This window comes from Dyella tabacisoli (assembly GCF_003350925.1).
Classification (GTDB): domain Bacteria; phylum Pseudomonadota; class Gammaproteobacteria; order Xanthomonadales; family Rhodanobacteraceae; genus Dyella_C; species Dyella_C tabacisoli.
The window spans coordinates 177918-200621 of sequence record NZ_KZ857174.1 but is presented as its reverse complement, the minus strand read 5'-3'; the positions used below and the strand labels follow the sequence as shown (position 1 = coordinate 200621).

Annotated in this window: 18 protein-coding genes; 6 read left to right on the top strand and 12 right to left on the bottom strand. The window is 60.9% G+C overall.

All coding sequences use genetic code 11. The annotated features are described in order from the left end of the window. Positions 1 to 123: 123 nt before the first annotated feature. A complete protein-coding gene (locus tag DVJ77_RS05005; RefSeq protein ID WP_114844386.1) occupies positions 124 to 3678 on the bottom strand; it encodes a hybrid sensor histidine kinase/response regulator in 3555 nt (1184 codons plus the stop codon). A gap of 103 nt (positions 3679 to 3781) precedes the next feature. Here DVJ77_RS05005 and DVJ77_RS05000 point away from each other — a divergent pair, with 103 nt between their 5' ends. From DVJ77_RS05000 to DVJ77_RS04975, 6 genes are all read left to right on the top strand, one after another. Next, positions 3782 to 5239 (top strand): GTPase, encoded by a 1458-nt coding sequence (locus DVJ77_RS05000; RefSeq protein ID WP_114844721.1) that lies wholly within the window; start codon positions 3782 to 3784, stop codon positions 5237 to 5239. A 328-nt stretch (positions 5240 to 5567) separates the two neighbouring features. Beyond that, positions 5568 to 7262, top strand: a complete 1695-nt coding sequence (locus DVJ77_RS04995) for a S53 family peptidase (protein WP_162791370.1) — start codon at positions 5568 to 5570, stop codon at positions 7260 to 7262. A gap of 131 nt (positions 7263 to 7393) precedes the next feature. Then, positions 7394 to 8302: a LysR substrate-binding domain-containing protein gene (locus tag DVJ77_RS04990; protein WP_114844384.1), complete on the top strand. Its 909-nt coding sequence runs from the start codon at positions 7394 to 7396 to the stop codon at positions 8300 to 8302. 14 nt (positions 8303 to 8316) lie between these two features. After that, positions 8317 to 9324 carry a CmcJ/NvfI family oxidoreductase gene (locus DVJ77_RS04985; protein WP_225427822.1) on the top strand — a complete coding sequence of 336 codons (1008 nt, stop codon included), beginning with the start codon at positions 8317 to 8319 and terminating at the stop codon, positions 9322 to 9324. Positions 9325 to 9362: 38 nt separating this feature from the next. Beyond that, a complete protein-coding gene (locus DVJ77_RS04980; RefSeq protein WP_225427821.1) occupies positions 9363 to 9953 on the top strand; it encodes a 2-hydroxychromene-2-carboxylate isomerase in 591 nt (196 codons plus the stop codon). Positions 9954 to 10118: 165 nt separating this feature from the next. Continuing rightward, the gene (locus DVJ77_RS04975; protein ID WP_114844382.1) at positions 10119 to 11003 is read left to right on the top strand and encodes a hypothetical protein; all 885 of its coding nucleotides are present in this window, start codon (positions 10119 to 10121) and stop codon (positions 11001 to 11003) included. A 23-nt stretch (positions 11004 to 11026) separates the two neighbouring features. On the opposite strand, the gene DVJ77_RS04970 is transcribed toward DVJ77_RS04975, so the two are convergent. The 11 genes from DVJ77_RS04970 to DVJ77_RS04920 form a co-directional block, all read right to left on the bottom strand. Next, complete coding sequence (locus tag DVJ77_RS04970; RefSeq protein WP_114844381.1) at positions 11027 to 11842, bottom strand: arylamine N-acetyltransferase family protein; 816 nt, start codon at positions 11840 to 11842, stop codon at positions 11027 to 11029. A 151-nt stretch (positions 11843 to 11993) separates the two neighbouring features. Continuing rightward, positions 11994 to 12686, bottom strand: coding sequence for an alpha/beta fold hydrolase (locus tag DVJ77_RS04965; protein ID WP_114844380.1), 693 nt, complete (start codon positions 12684 to 12686; stop codon positions 11994 to 11996). Between the two features lie 72 nt (positions 12687 to 12758). Then, entirely contained in the window at positions 12759 to 13712 is a 954-nt protein-coding gene (pip, locus tag DVJ77_RS04960) for a prolyl aminopeptidase (protein ID WP_114844379.1), read from the bottom strand. A gap of 311 nt (positions 13713 to 14023) precedes the next feature. Beyond that, complete coding sequence (locus DVJ77_RS04955; protein WP_114844378.1) at positions 14024 to 14794, bottom strand: TIGR00266 family protein; 771 nt, start codon at positions 14792 to 14794, stop codon at positions 14024 to 14026. A gap of 309 nt (positions 14795 to 15103) precedes the next feature. Continuing rightward, the gene (ssb, locus tag DVJ77_RS04950) at positions 15104 to 15655 is read right to left on the bottom strand and encodes a single-stranded DNA-binding protein (protein ID WP_114844377.1); all 552 of its coding nucleotides are present in this window, start codon (positions 15653 to 15655) and stop codon (positions 15104 to 15106) included. 274 nt (positions 15656 to 15929) lie between these two features. Continuing rightward, positions 15930 to 16619: a response regulator gene (locus tag DVJ77_RS04945; RefSeq protein ID WP_114844376.1), complete on the bottom strand. Its 690-nt coding sequence runs from the start codon at positions 16617 to 16619 to the stop codon at positions 15930 to 15932. After that, positions 16616 to 19282, bottom strand: a complete 2667-nt coding sequence (locus DVJ77_RS04940) for a sensor histidine kinase (protein WP_114844719.1) — start codon at positions 19280 to 19282, stop codon at positions 16616 to 16618. The genes DVJ77_RS04945 and DVJ77_RS04940 overlap by 4 nt, the downstream gene beginning before the upstream one ends. Before the next feature lie 99 nt (positions 19283 to 19381). Continuing rightward, a complete protein-coding gene (gene kdpC, locus DVJ77_RS04935) occupies positions 19382 to 19960 on the bottom strand; it encodes a potassium-transporting ATPase subunit KdpC (RefSeq protein ID WP_114844375.1) in 579 nt (192 codons plus the stop codon). 54 nt (positions 19961 to 20014) lie between these two features. Next, complete coding sequence (locus DVJ77_RS04930) at positions 20015 to 21457, bottom strand: outer membrane beta-barrel protein (protein ID WP_114844374.1); 1443 nt, start codon at positions 21455 to 21457, stop codon at positions 20015 to 20017. An 87-nt stretch (positions 21458 to 21544) separates the two neighbouring features. After that, entirely contained in the window at positions 21545 to 22372 is an 828-nt protein-coding gene (locus DVJ77_RS04925; RefSeq protein ID WP_114844373.1) for a TorF family putative porin, read from the bottom strand. 97 nt (positions 22373 to 22469) lie between these two features. Further along, positions 22470 to 22682: a hypothetical protein gene (locus tag DVJ77_RS04920; protein WP_114844372.1), complete on the bottom strand. Its 213-nt coding sequence runs from the start codon at positions 22680 to 22682 to the stop codon at positions 22470 to 22472. Between the last annotated feature and the right edge of the window lie 22 nt (positions 22683 to 22704).

Below are 22704 nucleotides of genomic sequence, written 5' to 3'. Positions count from 1 at the left end.
TACTCCCTCCCCTGCGCAGAGCCTGATTAGCGTCGAATCTCAGCCGATGGGGGTAGTTCGCCCCCTCCCCTGCTCGCAGGGGAGGGCTGGGGAGGGGTACAAACTTGCGGCAACACTTCAAACTCAAGCCGCCACGGCAATACCCCTCAACACGTTGGCCAGTTGCTCGCCGGTAAGCGGCTTGCGCAAAAGGCCGTCCATACCTGCTTCGCGCGCGCGTACGTCCTCGTCGCCACCCGAGCGCGCCGTGACGGCGATGATCGGTATATGTTCGTTGTCGGTTTCGCGTTGACGAACCAGTCGCGCCACCTGAAAGCCATCCACGCCGGGCAAGTCCAGATCCAGCAACATCGCATCAAAGGGGTCTTGCGCCAGCTCGGCCAGCGCGCTTAACCCGTTGACCACGTGACGCACCTCATGGCCTTGCTGTTTCAGCAGGCCACAGATCACCGCGGCCACGGTCATGTCGTCCTCCACCAGCAGCAGCCGCAGCGTGTATGCCGTGGCGGTATGGGTGGGCCGCCCGGTCCGGGCGGGCGATATGGATGGCTTGGTCAACGGCAATCGCACATGGAAGGTGCTGCCGTGGCCTATACGCGACTCCAGTTCAATGGAGCCGCCCATCAAACCCACCAGTTCGCGACATATAGCCAGACCCAGGCCACTGCCGGCCTGACGCTGCGGACCATCCTCCTGCTCGAAGCGCTGAAACAGCCGCGCCTGGCTCGCTTCGGGAATGCCCAGACCGGTGTCGCAGACACTCACCAACAGGCTTTCGCTATCGTCATACCAGCGCGCGCGCACGATCACCCCGCCACGCTCGGTGAACTTCAAGGCGTTGCTGGCAAGGTTCAGCAAAATCTGTTTGATGCGTACCACATCGCCAAGCAACCACAACGGCAGTTCGCCGACGATATCCACGTCGAAACGCAAGCCTTTCGTCTGCGCCACGCCACGCTCCAACTGCGCGACGTCGTGAATCAGTGTTCGCGGATCGAATGGCCCCGGCTCCAGTTCAAATCGACCGGCTTCGATCCGCGCCAGGTCCAACGCATCGTTGAGCAGCTTCAGCAGCAAGCCGCCGGAGCGCTGCATGGTTTCGGTGTATTCCTGTTGTGTAGGGCTGAGCGGCGTCGTCAGCAGCAGCTCGGCCATACCCAGCACACCAGTCATGGGGGTGCGGATTTCATGACTGAGTGTGGCGAGAAATTGGGTTTTCGCCGCGCTGGCTTGCTCGGCCAACGTGCTACGTTGTTCGGCCAGTTGCACCAGATGGCGCTGTGCCAGGCGTCGGCGCCAGGCGCGCAGGGTCAGCCAGGTCAACAAGCTGGCCAACAGCGCGTAAGTGCACCACGCCCACCAACGCGCCCACGGCGGCGCTTGCACATGAATCTTCAGTGGCGTGCTCAGTTGACCCCATACGCCATCGGCACCGGCCGCCATGACGTCCAAGGTGTAATCGCCATGGTCCAGGCCAGTAAGCTCGCGCACGCCCAGGTTGCCGCTGTCCACCCAATCGGCATCGAAACCATTCAGACGAAAACGGTAGCGATTCGCCGCGGGATTCACATACGAGAAAACGCGCGCCTCAATCATCAGATTGCGATCTTGCCAGCCCATCTGGATGATCGGCTCATGCAGCGATTGCGTCCGCAATACGCCCTTTCGCCGCAGACTGACGCCCACGATGGCCAGCGATGGCATGGCGCCATGCGCTTGGATGCGGTCTGGATTGAAACCAAAGACGCCGCCTACCGTCGCTCCGTAGATATCGCCGTTGGCCATGCGGCTGAGGCCGGCGACAAACTCCGCACTGGTCAGGCCGTCTTTCAGACCCAGTGAATTAAAACGGCCACTCTCGGTATCGAAACGCCACAGACTATTGCGGACAAAAATCCATACCTGGCCTTGTGAATCGACCGCCAGATTGCTGGCGACTACAGAAGGCCAGCCCTGCGCCGCATCGACTCGGCGATCGAGCACGACACCATCGCCCTGGTAGCGGTAATGCTCCAGGCCATCGGAGCGCGCTATCCATAGGCCGTCATCGTTGAAGTCAAAGGCATCAACGGCGCGGCCGCCAGGCATGCCCCGCACCGGCTCGAAACGATCGAGCCGGGCATTCAAACGCAGCATGCCGTTATTGCTGGCATACCAGAGCAAGCCGTTGTTCAAGCCAAGCTGGCTACCGGTTTTGGCTTTTTCGTTGGCCGGTTCGATCGGCACCGGCGTAACGGCGAGCGTGTCTGGATCGACGCGAAAGATGCCCTCGCCGTTGGTGCGTACATAAAGCTTGCCGCCCGGCCCCGCTTTTACCTCCAACGGATATTGCATGTGTGAAAGATCAGGGTCGGCTTTATCGAGTTTGCCGCCGGCATAACGATACAGTTGCCCCTGCATGTTGATCCATAAGCGCTGCGGAATATCCTCAAGCAGAGATGCCACATCGGTGCGCGGCAGGGTCAATACATGCTCGACCTTGCCTGTGGCCGGGTCGAGCTTGTCGACGCGACCCGCACGCGCACCCACCCACAACTTGCCGTCGCTGCTCGGTGCCGTCGCGGTGGCAACGGAATCGCGCAGACTGTCGGCATCATCGGGAATATGCGTGAAACGGCTGAAGTTGTTCCAGTCAGGCGCCAGATAGGCCAGGCCGCCATCGAGCAAGGCGATCCATAGGCCGCCCTCGCGATCGCTGAAGATTTTCCAGATGGCCACACCGGGCAGGTTGCCATTCAACACCGGCTGATTGACCACGGCAATGACCGGCTCAGTGGGGCTTTTCTGCAGAAACAATCCGCGACGAGTGCCTATCCACAGGCGACCGGCATGATCGCGAATACTGCTCAATACATTGGTATCGGGAATCCGATCTGGAGCGACCGGCCGCGCGACACCATCCTTGCCTACCGACAGCAATCCGCGCGCCGCACCGATGCGTACCTCGTCGCCATCGCCGTCGATACTCCAGAAGTCGATCGGCAACGCGAAACCTTCTTGCGGCACGCGATGCATTTGACCATCGGTATCGCGCCGAAATACGCCGTTGTCGCTGGCGATCCACAACCGCTGTTGTGGATCCACGTACAACGACGTCACCGTGCCGTAGGCGGCAGGGTCGTCACCGAGCAATGTGTTGCTCATATGCTCGAAGCCATGGCCATCCGCACGCATGCGATCGAGGCCCTTGCTCGTACCCACCCAAAGATAGCCATCGGCGGTCGACGCCAACGCCCAGACGGCATCACTGGTCAAGCTCGATGGATCGGCCGGGTCATGCCCCCAGTGATCGAAGGTGCCGCGCATGGCGTCGTAACGATTCAGGCCGGCCTCGACACCGCCGGCCCATAGCTGCCCGTGCCGATCGACCAGAAGCGAGGAAATGTCATTGCCATATAGCGAGCCGGGATCGTCCGCGACGTGCGCAAACACCTTGAACTCCACACCGTCGAAACGGGCGATGCCACTATCGGTACCGAACCACATCGCGCCATCGAGCGCCTGTACGGCGGCCTGAACGTTGCTGCTAGGCAAGCCATTGACCGTACCGTAGCGACGAAACTGCGGCGTCGGCAGCGGCTTGGCCGATACGGCAACGGGCACTATCGCCGATGCCGGCGCCACGACCGATGGAGCGGCCAGCGCCAGCGCCAGCGTCAAGCAATATCCAAGCAACATATTCCCCCTCCCTGTCCTCCACGCAGCCCTGATCCATGCGTGGCCTGACTCCTGATGATGCCATGCCCACCGCGAGCACGCCCGGTTGACTAGAATGCCGCTCATGTCCAGACGTCTACGCCTGTTGCTCGCCGCGATCGCCATTGCCGCCCTGCTGTGGCTGTTGTTCGCTGCCGCCGAGCGCGCGCTGGCCCTGGCACAGCGCTTTCTCACCTTGCCGGCCTGGTTGCAATGGACCTTGGGTGGCGCGCTAAGCGTATTCGCGGTGCTGGGCATGACGGTGTTGTGGTGGTTGCTGCGGCCACGCCGCAAGCGGCCATTTAAACCGGCACCTGATCGTCACGATCTGGAGCAACGCCTGAGTCAATTGCATCAACGCGGCACCGACACGCACGTACTCGGCGATGAACTGGCCAACCTCGATCGTCGCCGTAGCGAACAGCGTATCTATGTGGCTCTGTTCGGCGAAATATCCACCGGCAAATCCACCTTGATTCGCGCACTGACGCCCGCCGTCACGCTTAGCGATGCACGCGGCGGCACTACCCGCGAAGTGCGTCATTACGACAGCGAGCTGCCCGATGGTCGCCCCCTGGTATTGGCCGATGTCCCCGGCAGCCGCGAAGCCGGTGGCGAATCACACGAAACCCTCGCTCGCGAGGAGGCCTTGCGCGCGCATGCCGTGGTGTATCTATGCGCGGGCGATCTCACTCGCAGCCAGGTCGACGAGCTGCGCTGGCTTGCTGCTTTCGGCAAGCCACTGTTGTTAGTGCTGAACAAAGCCGACCAATGGGCCGGCGACGAACTGGATGTATTGCAGCAGCGGCTGCGCCAGCAGACGCGCGACATCGCCGCCGCCGTGGTAGCCGTCAGCGCGGGTGGCAGCGAACGTTTTCAGCGGCGGCTCGCCAATGGCGATATCGAGCAAGTGGAGCGACAACGCAAACCGCTTATCGAGCCTTTGCTCAAGGCGCTTGCCCGACTTACCGCGCCAGGTACCGAAGGCCTGGAGCCGTTACGCGAACAAGCCGTGCTGGCCAGTTTGCATGAGCGTACCGGCGCACTCGAGGTACAGGCGCGCGCTGCCGAGGCCGAGCGTATCGTGCGCAAATATTCCCGCCGCGCTGTCGTCGGCGCGCTGGCTGCGGTCGCACCTGGCAGCGATTTGGTCATTCAAGGCGCGCTGGCTACCGCACTCACTCGCGAACTGGCCAAGCTCTATGACGTGCCGGTGGGCGAAGTACAAATCGAAGATTTCGTACGCCAGGCAAAACTCACTTTGCGCACCGGCAGTTCGATTGTGCTGGCGATTGCCGGCAACGCGATGAAAGCCTTTCCCGGCCTCGGCACGCTGGGCGGCGGTGTACTGCACGCCTTCGCTTATGCGCTGATTTTCGACAGTCTGGGTCATGCCCTCGCCGCTTCGCTGGCCGAGCGACAAGCATTGGATCAGGACGACGCCGCCGAGCGACTGAAGGCCTTGCTTGCCGATACCGGTGCGGCTCGTTTGCGGCAGCTAGCGACGCTGACGATGGATGCGTGGCGAGAGCGCGGCGCCTGAGCCGACATCTGATAGCGGCCGTTTCACACGATCTACACACGACATGCCTTCGACTAGCTCGGCGACATAGCCTATGGGCCTGCTATGAGCCTGGTCCATTGGCTTGTTCGCAAGCAATTGCTTTTCGTAAGTTTTCAGCAAGAGATCATGCCCCACGCCGCTGCTCAAGGAAGTGCCTGGGTCATGGGATGGAAACGGTTCGCGCCTCCGGGGGGAGGTTGCACTGGTGCGCAACGCACGATTCATGGAGTCGTGAAAGCAGGAGCTGGACAAGACCGCGCGACGCTGCAACGGCGTCGCTTCTTTACATACGATGTGGAGACGAACAGTGAACCAATTGTTGCTTAGCTCTAAGAAGAATCGCGCATCCGGTTTCAAGAAAACCGTACCAGCCTTTATCTTTGCTTGCGCCACCTTGTTCGCTATCGATGCGAGCGCGGTAAGCATCATGAGGACGCATGTGCCCGAAGCCGTGGCATCGGGACTCGCCCCGCGCGTCAGCACCATGGCGACAGCCCAGCATTTGAAGCTCGCGCTCAACCTGCCGCTGCGCAACGAAGCCGACCTGGACAGCCTGCTGCAACAGCTACAGGACCCGCAGAGCCCGAACTACCAGCACTATTTGAGCGTGCAGGAATTCACCGACCGTTTTGGCCCGACCCAGCAAGACTATGACGCCGTGGTCGCCTGGGCGCAGGTGAATGGCTTGAAGGTCACCGGAACCCCCGCCAATCGCCGACTGGTCGATGTGGAAGGTTCGGTGGATGCGATCAATCGCGCCCTGCATGTGCAAATCGGCAACTATCGCCACACCACCGAAAACCGCACCTTCTTCGCACCCGATCGCGAGCCCACCGTGGACCTCGGCGTGCCGCTGCTGAAGATCACCGGCCTCACCAACGTCACGCTGCCGCATAACCACTTGCTGCATAAGCCTGCTGCGCAGGAACAAGCACTCGCCACGGTGCATCTCACTGGCTCCGGCCCATCGGGCGAATACCTGCCCAGCGACATGCGCGCAGCCTATTACGGCTCGGGCAGTCTCACCGGCGCCGGCCAAACGGTAGGTATCTTCTCCTACGACGGCTATATCTCCAGCGACGTCACCCTGTTCTATAGCAAGACCGGCATGAAGTCCTCGGTGCCGATCCAAAACGTGCTGGTGAATGGTTATAGCGGCGTATGCGATGCCGGTGACGGCAGCGGCACCTCGCCATGCGACGACGGCGAGCAAATACTGGACATCGTCAACGTGATCGGCATGGCGCCGGGCCTGAGCAAGGTAGTGTTCTACGAAGGCTCAAGCGCCACCGATATCCTTAATCAGATGGCTACCGACAACACCGCCAAAGTGCTTAGCTGCTCGTGGGGCGGTGGCGACTTCGGCAGTGCGGATGACCCGATCTACAAGCAGTTCGCCGCTCAGGGTCAGACCTTCCTCAACGCCACCGGCGACAGCGGTGCCTACACCACCTCGAACTGGTCGGCGCCATCGCTGGATCCGAACATTCTCGATGTCGGCGCTACCGATCTGGTCACCACCGGCCCCGGTGGCGGCTGGAGTTCCGAAACCGCCTGGGTCGACAGCAGCGGCGGGTTTCTGTCGCAGGCTGGCTATTCGATCCCGGCGTATCAGAAACTCGCAGGCGTAGTTACCACCTCGAACAAAGCTTCGAAGACGCTGCGCAACGATCCCGACGTGGCCGCCGAAGGCAACTTCGATAACCCCACCGTCAGCAATGGCAGCTTCCTCACCGGTTACGGAGGCACCAGCTTTGCCGCTCCGCGCTGGGCCGGCTTCCTCGCCCTGGTCAACCAACAGGCAGCGGCCAAGGGCAAGCCCACGGTGGGCTTTGTGAATACCAAGATCTACAACCTGGGCCTGGGTACGACGTATCACAGCCTGTTCCACGACATCACCCGCGGCAACAACGGCAAGTTTAATGCGGTGTCAGGTTTTGACCTGGTCACCGGCTGGGGCAGCCCCAGCGGTGCGGCGCTGATTAACGCGTTGACGCAATAACTCTGTAGTACCTAGGGCTTGATCTCCCCCGGCTTCGTCCGGGGGAGATCAACTCGGGGAGATAAAAGTAACAGGCGTTGAGGATCACCCGACACAGCGATACCCTCCCTCCTCTCGCATGAGGGTGGCGCATGTCTGTATCGCTCGTTTCGCTTGCTTCGTTGATGGACCCCATTCGCGGTTTTGTAGCGGTGGGCCGCCGCATGAGCATCACGCTTGCCGCCGGCGATCTGTGCCTGACGCAATCGGCAGTAAGCCGGCAAATCCAGACACTGGAAGAACGACTCGGCATCAAGCTGTTGCAGCGCGGACATCGTTCGCTCGCCTTCACCGCCGAAGGCGAACGGCTGTTTCGTAGCGCGGATCTCGCCGTGCAGCAGTTGCAGGACGTACTCGGCGCGATCAGCGATAAAGTCGGACAGCGCCCGGTCACGCTCACCGCCAGTATCGGGGTGACCGGCTTATGGCTGCTGCCGCGTCTTGGCCGCTTTCAACAGCGACACCCCGGCGTCGACGTACGCGTCGCCGCGAATAACCGTCTGGTGGATCTGCGCAGCGAAGGGATCGATCTGGCGATTCGCTATTGCGCCGACAGCGCCGCGCCCGAGGGCGCCCTGCGCCTGTTCGGCGAAACCATCGCGCCAGTAGCGCATCCCTCGCTGGGCCTGCGCTCGCTGCGTTCCGCCGAACAACTCGCCAAACACGTGCTGCTTGAATTCGACGACCCGCAACGGCCCTGGCTGCATTGGCATGAATGGCTGAGCCAGATGGGTTGGAGCCATATCAAACCCAAGGGCATCTTGCGCTTCAATCAATATGACCAGGTCGTGCAGTCTGCGATGGCCGGACAAGGTATCGCGCTGGGCCGGCTGGCCTTGATCGGGCCGATGCTGGCCGATCGCCGGCTGCTCACGCTATCGCCTCAACGCGCCCATTCCATCACCGACCATGGTTACTGGCTGCTGCAAGCCGATGCCACTTCGCGCAAAAACGTAAGCGCCCTGGTGGACTGGCTGATCGCCGAGAGCACTCCCGCATAGCCCACCCCGCTCGCATGCGCCCGACGCATGCCAGGCCATCGACAAATTCGTTTGAAGCAACCGCGCTTAGCGCGCTCAATACCACCGGTGGCGCAACCCATGCGCCGGCGGAGGTATTCGTGATGAAGCCCGATTTCATAAAACCCGACCTCATGGCGTGCCAACCAGGGCGCTATGCACCATCGAGGCAAAGCCTGCCCTGCGTCCTCGCCAAACTCAGTTATCTGCAGCCGACGCTTGAGCGTCCCGTGCACTATGCGTATGAGCCACCCGCCGGTACACCGTGGGAAAGCCACCCATTCGATGATCGCGAAATCCATATTGCCGATGCCCGCCAACTGACAACGCGAACCACCGTGCATCGTGAAGGCTTCGAGCTTTGGGACGCCCCGACCGCGCTGAACGATTTCTCCGATAAGGACCTCATCATCGAGCGCTATTACCCCGAAGTCGTCGAGCTCGCCTGCGCGGCTACCGGCGCCAAACGCGGCTATGTCTTCGATCACCTGGTACGCAAGCGCGAAGCCGACCGTCGTGCACTCAGCTTCGGCCGCTCTGCCAAAGGCGAGCCGGCCGCAGCCAATGGCCGCATCCATAACGACTACACCGAGGAATCCGGGCGCAAACGACTGGGCCTGGTACTGGCAGGCAAGAACGAGCACGCAGCCATCGGCCGTTACAGCATCGTCAACGTCTGGCGCTCCATCAACGTACCGGTTCTGGATACGCCGCTGGCCGTCTGTGATGCGCGCACGCTGGCGGCCACCGACCTCATCAGCGCCGAAGTACGCTACCCGAAGCGTAGCGGCGATATTTATCTAGCCATCCATTCGCCATGGCATCGCTGGTGGTATTTCTCTGCCATGCATCGTAACGAGGCCCTGGTATTCAAGCAGTACGATTCACAACTCAGCGGCGTCGCGCGCTTCACCCCGCACGCGGCCTTCGAGCACCCCGATGCACCGCCCGATTGGCCGTTGCGTGAAAGCATCGAAACCCGCTGCCTGGTCGTCTATGAATGACATCGGCAACACCCTCCACTTATTCGCGAGTCATCCCCATGATTGAGTTCTGGTTCGAGTTAGGCAGCAACTACAGCTATTTAAGCGTGATGCGTATCGAGGCACTTGCCGCACGCCATGGCATAACCATCACGTGGCGGCCTTTTTTGCTTGGGCCGATTTTCAAGTCGTTCGGCTGGGATAGCTCGCCCTTCGTGCTGCAAAAGGCCAAAGGCAGTTATGTGTGGCGCGATATGGCGCGTCAATGCGAAAAGTACGGCCTGCCCTGGACCAGGCCAACCCAGTTTCCACGCCGTGCTTTACTGCCCATGCGGGTAGCCACGCTGGGTGCCGAACAACCATGGATGGGGGCTTACTGCAAAAAAATCATGCAGATGAATTTTGTCGAAGACCGCGACATCGACACGCTCGAAGCCGTCAGCAACGCGCTCGAACAGCTTGGCCTGCCGGCGGCTCAAATCATCGCCGACGCACAGTCAGACGAGCAAAAACATCGCCTGCGCCTACAAACGGAAACCGCCCAGGCTCGCGGCATCTTCGGCGCCCCGACATTTTTTGTCCGCGACGAGATGTTCTGGGGCGATGATCGCCTCGAAGACGCGCTTGCCTTCGCGGCTAGCGCTGGCTGACTTCGCCGCCCTTTTACGGCACGCGCCTAGGCTTAACACGTGAAACTGAACCTCACAATCGCAGTGCTAGGCTCGTGCCGCGCTCCGAAACAGCAGCCCTGACCCCCGCTTTTCTGCAGCTTACTTCGCCGCGCCCTGCTTACTCATCCTATAAAAGGCACTGACATGAAGGACGTCCTTTTTGGCCTTGGGTTGCAATACGACGACGGCGTACAAAGCAAGGTCGCACTCAATGCCGGCCATATCGCGATCGAAGTGCACAAATCCAAACATGCCGACACGTTGCATTGCCGCGTGGGCCATTGCGAACGTCTTAGTGTGCGATGGCACGCCAGCGAGCAGTACGACAGTGGCGTCACCCCGGCAGTCGCGCTGAACACACGGGGCCTGCTGGTCGAGGTGCACAAAGCCGAGAACGCCGATCATCTCTATAGCCGCGTGGGCAACATCAAAGGCCACACAATCGAATGGGGCGATAGCAGTAAATACGATTTAGGGGTGACCCCTGATGTGGCGATCAACGATCAAGGCTATATCGCGGAAGTGCATCAGTCTGGTGGAAATAGCGGCCTATGGTGCCGGGTAGCGCGGATCGAAAACCAGACGCTACGCTGGAGCGCCAGCCAAAACTACGACACCGGCCACAAGCCAGTCGTCGCCATGCAGCAAGACGGCACGATTGTCGCCGCGCATCAGTCCGCCGCAGACGATGGCAAACTGCTATATCGCGTAGGCCGGATCAACGGAACCCGTATCGACTGGGGTTACCCGGTGCACTACGACAACGGTCTGAGTCCTGGCGTGGCGATCACTGATGATGGCTTCGTCATCGTCGTGCACCAGGCAGACAACACACCGGGCAAAACTACCCTGCAACGCTGCGGGCGTATCCATGGCACCAGCATCGAGTGGCTGGGGCCATCGCGGTATTGCAGCGACGGCGCCGCACCGTCCGTAGCGACCAATGGCGCGATCGCCATACAAACTCATGCATCGGCGACCCATGCGCTGCGGTATTCCACCGCATGGGTCACCGACCGCATCGGCTAAGAATGCTGTGTTGAAACCAGCGCTCAGAGACGCCGGAATACACCTGCCAATGCGAGCAAGTTATCCAGCGGCGCGTCATCGGCCAGCCTTATACCGAAATACTCCAGCAATAGCTGTTTTAACTCCGGCGCGTGCTCAATGGTTCGCTCACTGCGAACGCCGCGTACGGTCTGAATGAAGCGGTTGCTGGATATGCTGTTGCGGCCATCATCGGTGGCAATGGTGCAAATGGAGCGCTGCGTGAACGGCGAGTCAGGGGAGCTTTGCTGGAAATGGCATCGATCCTTGAATGCATCGATGTCATACGTCGCTAAAGTGAAGCGATATTGCGCCTTATATCCTTCAGCGCCCTTGTCTTGCATGAGCGTGAAAGTCTCGCCCTGCCGCTCGACCTTATGCCAGGTGCCCAGGCGCTCCATCGGCGTGCCATCCAGAGGCAGCCCTTCGGTAAAGGAATCGCCGTAACCGACATCGGCAATGAGCTGCTGTCCGGCGATGTCCAGCAGCAACAGCAGGTGGCTGAACGGCGCACTGTATGTCTCGCCATTGAACACCTGCCCGGACAGGATCTTGACCTTGAACCCCAACGTACATAGCAAGGCATGAAACAGGCTGTTCAATTCATAACAAAAACCGCCGCGGCGCTGCACCACCAATTTATGGAATACATCGTCGAGGTCCAGCGAAATGGCTTCGCCTATATGAATACTCAGGTTCTCGAACGGCACATGATGCATATGCGCCTTATGCAGCGCGCGCAGTGTGTCGAGGTTAGCGACCACGCTTCCATCAAAACCGATACGGGCGAGGTACTGCGAGACCTGTGTTTCAGTGAGCATGTTGTTTCCTGACGAGTGCTTTGCCGGTCGAGGCCGATATGTTCAGCGCGCAAGCCGTAGATTGGCTTTCCGCGATGCGCCAGATTTTCGATCCGCACTCGCCATCACCCCGCCAAGACAGCGGACGAGGTGATGGAACACCCGATCGGTGCTACGAAACCGCTTGGGCAGCCTCTTCGATCAACGCCACGATCTCCGCTGGATGCGACGCCATCGAGGCATGGCCGGCCGGCAGCGTGATGGCCTTTCTTGGCTTCATGCGCTCAACAAACCACTGCTCGGTTTCCGGTGGAATCATGCGATCTTCGCTCGACACCTGGTACCAGCTCGGCTTGACCTTCCACGCGGGCGCACCGCTCTTGTCCGCAAAGCAACGTCCCGCGATGGGCTTCTGCGTGACCGCCATAACCAATCCTTCCGTCGCATCGAGATCCTGGCAAAAGTTCTGGTGAAATTGAGCCTGGTCGATCCACAGAAAACCGTTATCGTCCGGGCGTATCGCCGCGGCACCCGGCGGCGCCGCGCGCAGACCGAAAATACCGCCGGGCGTTTCGCCCTCTTCAGGCGCAAAGGCGGCGATGTAGACCAGCCCCACCACATTGGGCACGTGACCGGCCCCAGTAATCACCATGCCACCGTAAGAATGACCCACCAGCAAGGTAGGGGCGCCCTGCGCGGCGGCCAATTTGCTGGTGCGCTCGATGTCATCGGGTAACGAGGTCAGCGGGTTCTGTACCGCGCTGATCTTGTATCCCTTGGCATGCAGCGAAGGAATCACGTGACGCCAGTGCGAGGCATCGCCCCATGCGCCATGTACCAACACAATATTCGGCTTGCTGCTCATCGATCTTCTCCTCGACTGCGGTGGTGACTACCGGTATTGCTGTGCTGTAGCGCAGGTAACGATACGCCGTATTCAGTCAAGCCGATCAGCCAGTGCATCCGTCGCATTCACCAGGGCATCGACAATGGCCGGATCAGCCGCGCTGTGGCCGGCCAGCACGACATGAAAGTCCGCTTCAGGCCAGGCTTGCGCCAAGTCGTATGCGCTTCTCATCGGGCAGATGATGTCGTAGCGGCCTTGCACGATAGTCGCCGGAATATGACGGATGCGTTCGACGCCGCGCAGCAACTGGTCGGGCTCCAGAAAAACGCCATGGCGAAAGTAATGCGCCTCGGCGCGCGCCAGATTGAGCGACAACTGCGGATCTTCAAAATTGCCTGGTTCATTCGGATCATGCAGCAGCGTGGTGCTGCCGCCCTCCCAATAGCCCCAGGCCTGCGCGGCAGCCAGGCGCACCGCCTCGTCCTCGCTATCGAGTCTGCGCCAGTACGCCTCGATCAAGTTGTCGCGTTCTTCCGACGGAATATGCGCCAGATAATGAGCCCAACGCTCGGGGAAGATCCACGAGGCACCACCGCTCATCTCATTGAACCAGCGCAGTTCATCTGGCCGGCCAAGAAAGATGCCGCGCAGCACCAGCGCCATCGTTCGCTCGGGATGCGTCTGGGCGTATGCGAGGGCCAGCGTCGAGCCCCAGGAGCCGCCGAAAACCACCCATTGCTCAATACCCAAGTGCTGACGAATCGCCTCGATGTCCGCGACCAAGTGCCACGTCGTGTTGTTGCGCAATTCGGCATTCGGGGTGGATTTTCCAGCACCGCGCTGGTCGAACAGCACGATGCGGTAGCGCTTGGGATCAAAGAAGCGGCGATGGTAGGCGGAGATACCCGCGCCAGGCCCGCCATGCAAAAAAACCACCGGCAAGCCATCGGGATTGCCACACTCTTCGATGTAGAGATTGTGAATATCGTCGACGCTAAGCCGTTGCGTGCGATAAGGCTCGATCTCGGGGTATTGCTCGCGCATGGATGGGTTCCGTTGGGCTTATGCAGTCTTGGGCTTATGTAATCTTGGCTTTACATCAGCATAACTTTGCCATGGGCGAGTGGCAGCTGAGCCTCTGCGCCGCATCACCGCCACCAAGGGACTGCCAGCAGCATTCGTGCCTACACAAGTAAGCGAGAACTGAGCTGGCCCCGGAATGACCGAAGACGGTCGGCTTTGGACACCCAGCGTAGTTCATGGGAAACGTCCGGGCCGACCAGCCACTGGCATGTCGCAATCCTCTCAGGTAGGCAAAGGCGAGAATGGCCTCGCCCCCTGTGGCCTGCTTCAAATCACTTGTCGTCACTGCTCAGCAGGGAACCCACGATCCCTCCGATTAGCCCGCCCCCGACAGTCGCTCGACCGCCACCGCCCTCGTTGCTGGGCAGGTATTCGGCAATCTGGTGCGCCAGACGCGAGATGGGCAGCGTCTGCAGCCACACTGTCCCAGGACCGGTAAGCGCCGCCAGAAAGATGCCGTCGCCACCGAAGATCGCGTTCTTAATGCCAGGGACCGTAGTGATCTGAAAACCAACCGAAGCCTGGAACGCACCGACGTGTCCGGGGTGAACCCGCAAGGTCTCACCGGGTGCCAGATCTTTCCGGATAAGTTCGCCAGAGAGTTCGAGCCACGCCGTACCCGTGCCACCAACTTTTTGCAGCACGAAACCATTGCCGCCGAAGATGCCGGCACCCAGTGACTGTTGAAAACCCACACCGATGGTGACTTGCGGCGTGGCACAAAGAAAACCATGCCGATGCACCAGGTATTCATTGCCAGGACTCACGGACACCGGCACGATGTGGCCCGGCACCTTGGTGGCGAAAGCAACTTCCCCAGCCGCCTGCACGGCTCGGTACTCGGTCATGAACAGACTGCCGCCGCTGACAACCCGCTTGAACATCCCAAGCAGACCTCCGCCGCCGCCCATCTGGGTGTGCGTAGTCATATGGATAGATGCGGTCATCCATGAAAGCTCTCCGCTCTCGGCGAAGACGCTGTCGTTAGGATCAAGCTGTACTTCCAACACGGGCATCACCGTGCCCTGGATGCGTGTCTGCATATGGGTATCCCCTTGATGGTTGTTAGGGAGTTGCCGAAAAAACGTGCCGTTTCGAGTGGCGGACGTCACTACTCGCTCGGCTACGTTCAAACTAACTCGGAGCGATGACAAATCCTTGGGTTCTGTATTTAAGGCGCATGCTGCAACCTCCAGGCTGACCATTGAATGCGTCACGTCTCAAGGTGCAGCTTAGGCGAATTATCGGCGCAAGAAACGGCGAAGAAACGTCCAGTCTGGAAAAACAAAAAACCCCCGATCGCTCGGGGGTTTCCAGGTCAAAAGGCGACCATTTCGATCTAACGGTGTGGGTTAGAACGGAATATCGTCGTCGTCAAAGTTGTTATCGGCCGGCGGTGGCGGGGATGGGCGCGCTGCGCTGCCCTGATCGTTGCCGCCACGCGACTGACCGCCGCCGTAATTGCCGCCGCCCTGGCTTTGACGTTGACCGCCGCCACCACCGCCCTGCTGGCGCTCGCGGTATCCGCCGCCGCTGCCACCGCCTGCACCACCACCGCCGCCGCCTTCATTGCCGCCAAGCATTTGCATCTCGGCTGCGATGATGTCGGTGCTGTAGCGCTCGACACCGTCTTTGTCGGTGTATTTGTCGGTGCGCAGCGAACCTTCGATATAGACCTGACGGCCCTTCTTCAGGTATTCGCCGGAGATCTCGGCGAGGCGGCCGAACAGCTTCACGCGGTGCCACTCGGTGCGCTCTTGCTTTTCGCCGCTCTGTTTGTCGGTCCACTGTTCGGAAGTGGCAATGCGCAGACTGGTGATCGCGGTGCCGCTGCTGGTGTAGCGGGTTTCGGGGTCGGCGCCCAGATTGCCGACCACAATGACTTTATTGATGCCACGTGCCATGGGTGTATGTCCTCTTAGAGCCGGCGGTACGTTTCGCGCTTGTTACGGCCGGGATGGGTTTGTGAAGGCTGCATATCATAACCGTCACGTCCGCCGAAAACAGCGGCGAAGGGTGGTCTTGGTGTCGGCCGATGGTGACACGCTGTGTGCGGTTTTGCCGGCTGAACCCTCCTGCGGGCTTGTGGGGCGCGGTCTGACGGGGGTTGATGAGTGTGGAAATGAGGCGGGGCTTACTCCCTCCCAGCCTCCCCCTGCCTGCAGGGAGAGGAGCTAATCAGGCCAGGAATCGGTAGCCGACGCCGGGTTCGGTGCGTAGCCAGCGCGGGGTGGCGGGGTCGTCACCCAGTTTTTGGCGCAGCTTGCCGATGACGATGCGCAGGTAGTGGGTGTCTTCGACATGGGTCGCCCCCCACAGCTCGCGCAGCAATTGCTGTTGGGTGACGACACGGCCGGCATGGCGCAGCAGCATGGCCAATACGGCGTATTCCTTGCGGGTCAGCGACAGCGCGGCGCCATCGAGGCTGACTTCGCGCTGGGCCAGGTCGATGCACAGGCGGCCGTCGTCGTAGCGCGGCGGGGCGTCGACCTCACCGGTGTGGTTACGCAGCATGGCGCGCAATCGCGCCATCAGCTCCTGGATGCCGAAGGGCTTGGTCACGTAGTCGTTGGCACCGGCGTCGAGCGCGCGCACCTTCTCTTGCTCGGTATCGCGCACCGACAGCACCAGCACCGGAATTTGGCTCCACTGCCGCAATTCGGCCAGCACTTCATGGCCCTCGCGGTCGGGCAGGCCGAGGTCAAGTATCACCAGGTCGGGCGCGCGGGTTGCCGCCAGCGCGAGGCCATCGGCGGCATTGGCCGCCAGCAGCACCTCGTAACCTTCGGCGCGCAGACCGATGTCGAGGAATTTGCGGATCTGCGCCTCGTCGTCGATGACCAGTACGCGAGGGATAGCGGCAGTCATTGGCTATTTTCCGGCGGCGCCGGCAGCGGCAAAGTGATGCGAATGGTGGTGCCAATGCCATCGCCGGGCAAGGCCTCCACGCTGCCGCCGTGCGCGCCGATCATGCCGCGGCAGATCGCCAGGCCCAGACCGGTGCCTTGCGGCGCGCGGTCGCCACGGGAGACTGAGTAAAACATGTCGAAGATTCGCGCTCGTTCGTCTTCAGGGATACCGGGGCCACGATCGCTGACGTCGATCTGCAATTTATCGTTGACGGTGCGCACCACGACCCGCACCGGCTGATCGTGCGGCGAGAAGCGGGCTGCGTTTTCCAGAATGTTGAACAGCGCCTGCTCGATCAAGGCCGGATGCACGAACAGCAGCACGGTGTCTTGCGGCAAGGTGGTTTCAACGCGCAAATCAGGGAACATCTTGCGCAGCCGGCCGACTGAGGCCGCAACGATTTCGTCGGCGTCGGTCCAGTCGCGATTGAGCTTGAGCGTGCCATGGCCCAGCCGGGTCATATCGAGCAGGTTTTGAATATAGCGATCCAGCCGCTGACCTTCGCCGAGGATGGCTTCCAGCAGTTCGCGCCGTTCTTCCGGCGGCAGTTTGTCGCCGTAGCTGGTGAGGGTGCCGGCCGCGCCGATCATCGAGGCCAGCGGCGAGCGCAGATCGTGCGATACCGAAGACAGCAGCGCATTGCGCAGGCGCTCGGTCTCGCCTTGTACCCGAGCTCCTTCCAGCTCGTCGCCCAGGCGCGCGCGCTCCAAGGCTTGGCCGATGTCCTGTGCCATCGCCAGCGCCAGGCTGCGCTGATCGGGGTTGGGCTCGCCGATCTCCGCAGGAAAACGCAGGGCCACGACCCCGAGATGACGCCCCTCGGCACCTAGCGGCAGCATCCAACACGGCGCGGCATTCAAGGTGTCGGTGTAGCGGCCGGCCTGCTCGATGTGTTGTTCGCACCACTCCGCGGCGGCCAGATCTTGTGGCGTCAATTTCAAATCGCGCGGCGCAGTAGCGGCCGCGTGCAGCAGTTGGCTGGCGTCGCGCGCCAACAGCGCGGCCTCGCAACGCAGTGCCTGCGCCAGCGCCGTGGCGCCTACGGCGCGCATGCCATCGGCGTCGGTGCTGGTGGCTAGCCGCTGGCCTAACGCAAGCAAAGAGCGCGCATGCGCATGGGCTGCCCGCATCGATTCAACTTGGCTGGCCAGTCGCGTAGCCAGGCGACTGCAAACCAGCGCCGCCACAAAGAACAAACACACCGCCAGCACATCGTCGAAGTTGGCGATTGCCAGGGTGTAACGCGGCGGTGCAAAAAAGAAGTTGTAGCCAAGAAAACACATGGTGGCCGTATAGACGGCTACTGCCATGCGCGTACGCACCGCCACGACCAGCACGGCGGTAAGAAAGATCAGCGATAGATTGGCCACCGACAGATAGCGGTCGGCGATAAAGGACAGGCCAAAGGCGACCAGCACCGCCAACGTGGCGTAGACGTATTCGTCACGCCGGCCGCGGCCGCCGGGCATGCGCAACAGGCGGCGTGCCTGCGCGCGCTCTGCCGGCGTGGCGATGATGGTCAACTCCAGATGCGCGCCACGGCGCAGCAGCCGCTGGATCAGCGAGCGGCCGAAAAAGCTCGCCACCGGCCGTTCGCGGGTACGGCCCACGATGATCTGGCCCACGCCATCGCGATCGGCATGTGCGATCAGCTCATCGGCAATCACATGGCCGCGCAGCACCACGGTATCGCCACCGAGCCGGCGCGCCAGCCGCATCGCCGCATCGACTCGCTCGCGCCGGGTTTTATCCAGTGTCGCGCCGGTATCGACGAAGGCTACGCTCCAAGGCGAGCCGCGTCGTTCAGCGATACGCCGTGCGACGCGCACCAGATATTCGCTCTGACTATGCCCGTCGATCGCCGCCAACACGCGCCGACGCACCGGCATGACCCCGCCACGCGCCAACATATGCTCGCGCAGATCGCTGTCGACATGGCCGGCGACGGTATCCACCGCCAGCTCGCGCAACGCGCCGAGGTTGGTCGGTGAAAAGAATGCATCGAGTGCCGCCGCCGCGGTTTCCGGTACATAGACTTTGCCTTGCTTGAGCCGCTGAATCAGTTCGCGCGGCGGCAGATCGACCAGCACGATATCGCGGGCGCGGTCGAGAAAAGCATCGGGTACCGTCTCGCGCACGGTGACGTTGGTGATGCGCCGAACCTGGTCGTTAAGGCTTTCCAGGTGCTGCACATTGAGCGCGGTGTAAACCTCGACCCCGGCGTCGAGCAGTTCGGCGATGTCTTGCCAACGACGCTCATGGCGGCCACCCGGCAAATTGCGATGGGCCAGCTCGTCGACCAGCAACACCGCCGGACGCCGCATGAGCGCGGCATCCAGATCGAACTCGGTAAAGTCCTTGCCGCGATAGTTAACCTTGCGGCGCGGCAACACCTCCAGACCCTCGACCAATGCCTGCGTCTCGGCCCTGCCGTGTGTCTCGACCAGGCCGACGACCACGTCTACGCCCTGCCTCTTCAGCTCGCGTGCCGCCGAAAGCATGGCAAAGGTTTTACCGACACCGGGCGCGGCGCCGAGAAAGATTTTCAGCTTGTGGTTTTGGTCTTCATGCACGGTGCCTAGCAAGGCATCGGCACGGGCTTCGCGGGAGGGTTCGGTCATAAGAGCCTGCGCCTGCTCCATCCATGGAGAGAGCGGGTAAATCAACCCACTCCCTCAAGCCGAGGCTCGGTGGAGTGGGAACTTGAGCACCCGGCAAGATTAGCGCTTTTGCAATGCATCCAACGCAAGGTTGATCTGCAGCACATTGACGCGCGGCTCGCCCAATACGCCCAATTGGCGCCCTGCCGTGGCCTCCGTCACCAACTTCTGCACGTCCGCCTCCTTCAAACCGCGTACCCGAGCGACACGAGCCACCTGGTATTGCGCCGCCGCCGGGGTGATCTCCGGATCGAGCCCGCTACCAGAGGCGGTGACCAGATCGACCGGTACCGGCGCGGTATTGCCTGGATCAGCGGTGTGCAGTGCATCGATGCGCTGCTTTACCGCATCGACCAGCGCCGGGTTGGTCGGGCCGGTATTGGAGGGGGTGGACGAGGCGCCGTTATTGGCCATCGGCGTGGTTGCCGACGGCCGTCCCCAGAAATACTTCGGCTCGGTGAACGACTGCCCGATCAAACTCGAACCGACCGCCTTGCCATCTTTCTCGACCAGGCTGCCATTGGCCTGTTTTGGAAACAGCAGTTGTGCGACGCCGGTAACAGCCAGCGGATAAAGAACACCGGTGATTACCGTCAGCAACAACAGCATGACCAAAATATTGCGTAGGAGCTTGCTCATTTTATGTATCTCGGCGTGACTTGATTAGATCGGACTTGGTCGAATCGAACGTGATTAGTAATGCAGGATCGCGTCCATCAACGCGGTCACCTGGTAGTTCTTGCGGCCACCGTCGTAGATCGCCATGTCGTAGGAGTGCTCGTAGCGAATCTCCGGGCGAATCTCCAGATCTTGCGAGACCCAATGGGTCAAACCAAGCGTATGGCTGGAGTAACGCGTGGCAAAACCGGTGCGCTGGCCCTTCTCGTCTTTATAGAACTCGTTGCGGAACGAGATCATGTTTTTCGGATTCAATTCGACGTTGAAGTAGTTGACGACACCGAACGCACCTGCCGTACCCGCCGTCGCCGACGAACCTGCCACGCCGGGAATGCCATCGGGGCCATAACCGGGAATATTGCGGCCAAAGATGCGATAGGCCTCGGTCAGCATGTGCACGTCATGGCTGAAACGATGACCCCAGGTCATCACGTACATCTGGATATTGTTGTAGTTGTAGTCGGAGTTATTGAGGCTATTGATGCAGGGGTAAAGCATGTCGTTGTTGCTCGCCGACACCCAGCGCACGCACGCTTGCAGCGTCGGCCGCGCGGCGTGATTCCACACCGCCGTGTCGTTGCTGCCATTCACACCGACCTGCACTGTCCATTGGTCGCTGAGCTTGGTGGTCGTCATGATGCCCATCTGCGTATACGGGTCGACCGTGTACAGAATGGAGTGCGTCAACAAGTAATTGTTCGGCGAGAACTGCGCCTCGATGTCAGGCAGCGACAGATAACGGCCGATGCGCACGTTCATGCCCTGTGCCACCGACGGAAAATAAATGTCGGCGTAGAACAACATCGGGTCGTAACCCATGGTCTTGCCAGGCAAAGCTTTGCTGCCCGGATTGTTCAATAGCTGATTGCTGAAGACACCCTTCATGGTGGTGTAGTGGTAGTCGTAGCCGTACAGCAGATCCAGATGCACGCCCCAGTCGATGTGGTCGGTCTGTACCGTATCGGGCACGCGCTCGATACGAAACAGGAACTGGTCGAACTCCACCCGGTTCGGCCGCGTCGCGTAGGAAAGCGGGAAGTTGGTATGGTTCGACGAGCTCATGTTGATCGATGGATTGATCCAGCCGTAGACCTCGATGCGGTTGTCCTGCATCCACTTGCCAATGCGCGTGCAGGCCATGGCTTTTTCCAGCGGATATTGCGAGTTCTCGTTCGGCACGCCGATCGGGTAAGCCACACCGCCGAGCTGCCATTCGGCCGAGGGGAACGGCGCGGAGTCGAATGGCGATTCCATGGCGCGGCGCTTAGGCGCCACCGCATTCGGATCGGCTGGCTGCGCATTTTCGCGATAAGCCGCGGCAAGACGCGAGGCGAACCCATGGGAACAATCGCTGCTGGCTACCGGGGCCGCTGCGGGCGCCGCATCGTCGGCCATAACCTTGGTGGCCGGCGCGATGGCCAGCAAGCAAGCGATGACAAGTGTTTTTTTGAGTTGCATAACTTAAGCCTTTAAACCGCAAGCCTCATGGGCTTATTGAGTATTGAATAAAATCGGGTCAAATAGGATTGGTTTGGACGACGAAAATCAGAATGCACTCTGCAACATCACGAAGCCTCGGGTTCCACCGGCGCGGCGAAACTCATTGGCCTGGATAAAGCTGGACGTATTCCGATAGAAATCGGCGTTGGTGGCATGAGTCACCCCGACGCTGGCCGTCCAGTGGCCGGCAAATTTGTATTTAAGCGTAGCGCCGTAGTCGCTGTAGTCCGGGTTGACCGCGCCGCTGGGCAGCGGCTGCGCCAAGGTGGTGTTGTAATGCGTATGGCCTGCATGCAGATCCACACTCCAGTCGTCGGCCAGCGGCACGGAGGCATCGAGCTGAAAATAGCCCAGGCCGCGCGAGTCGCTGCGATAACCCTGCTCCGTATCCACGCCGAAGTAATCGGTAAGCGAGCGGTTGTACTTTAAGGTGAACCACTTCCAGCTCACCGCCACATTGGCCTCGGCGGTGTTGAACGAACGCTTGGACAAGCCCGCCTTGCTGAGGTTGGCGCCCGGATAGATATAGCCGTAGACACCGGCGCGCCAGGACCAATCGTCATTAACCGCGCGACCGTAGCTGGCGTACAGATCCAGCTCCATCGAACCGCCGGGATAGCTGTGCTCGCTGACTCCCGAGACCGATCCGCCGGCCACTAAGCCGCTGGGCGCCGCCCACTCGGCGCCGCCTTGAATCACCGGGCGCCCCCAGCTCTGGGTAAGTCCACGAAACATGTAATCGGAGCTAATACCGACACTGCCGGTCAGGCTGCTTTTCGGCTCTTCTTCGACACGGATGTCTTCGGCGCGCGCATCGTCGAAGCAAAACGGTGCGATAAGGGTGGCAGCTACTGCGAAAATGTGACGTTTCATGCATAAACTCCCGCACCGCTCCGCTGAAGCCGGCGCGATGCGCAATGGTAGAGATAATTCTTAAATCGATGCCGCGGCTACAGCAGACCGCGCTCGATTAAATTCCGGCGTAACCGCCGAGTTCGTAGTCATCGTTACCCTCGCTTGGCGCCTCGGTGCTGCGTGGCACCTGGGCGGCCTTGGCTCCCCGATTTGGCTGCATCGGCAGGGCGATCACTACATCGCAGGCCGAGTCGTTCGCTGACAACCGCAATTCCATATCTGGATGAGTATCGTCAGGCAGCGAAACCGAGAGCTTTAGCGTTTGCATGGTTGAAACCTTTTGAGAGTGG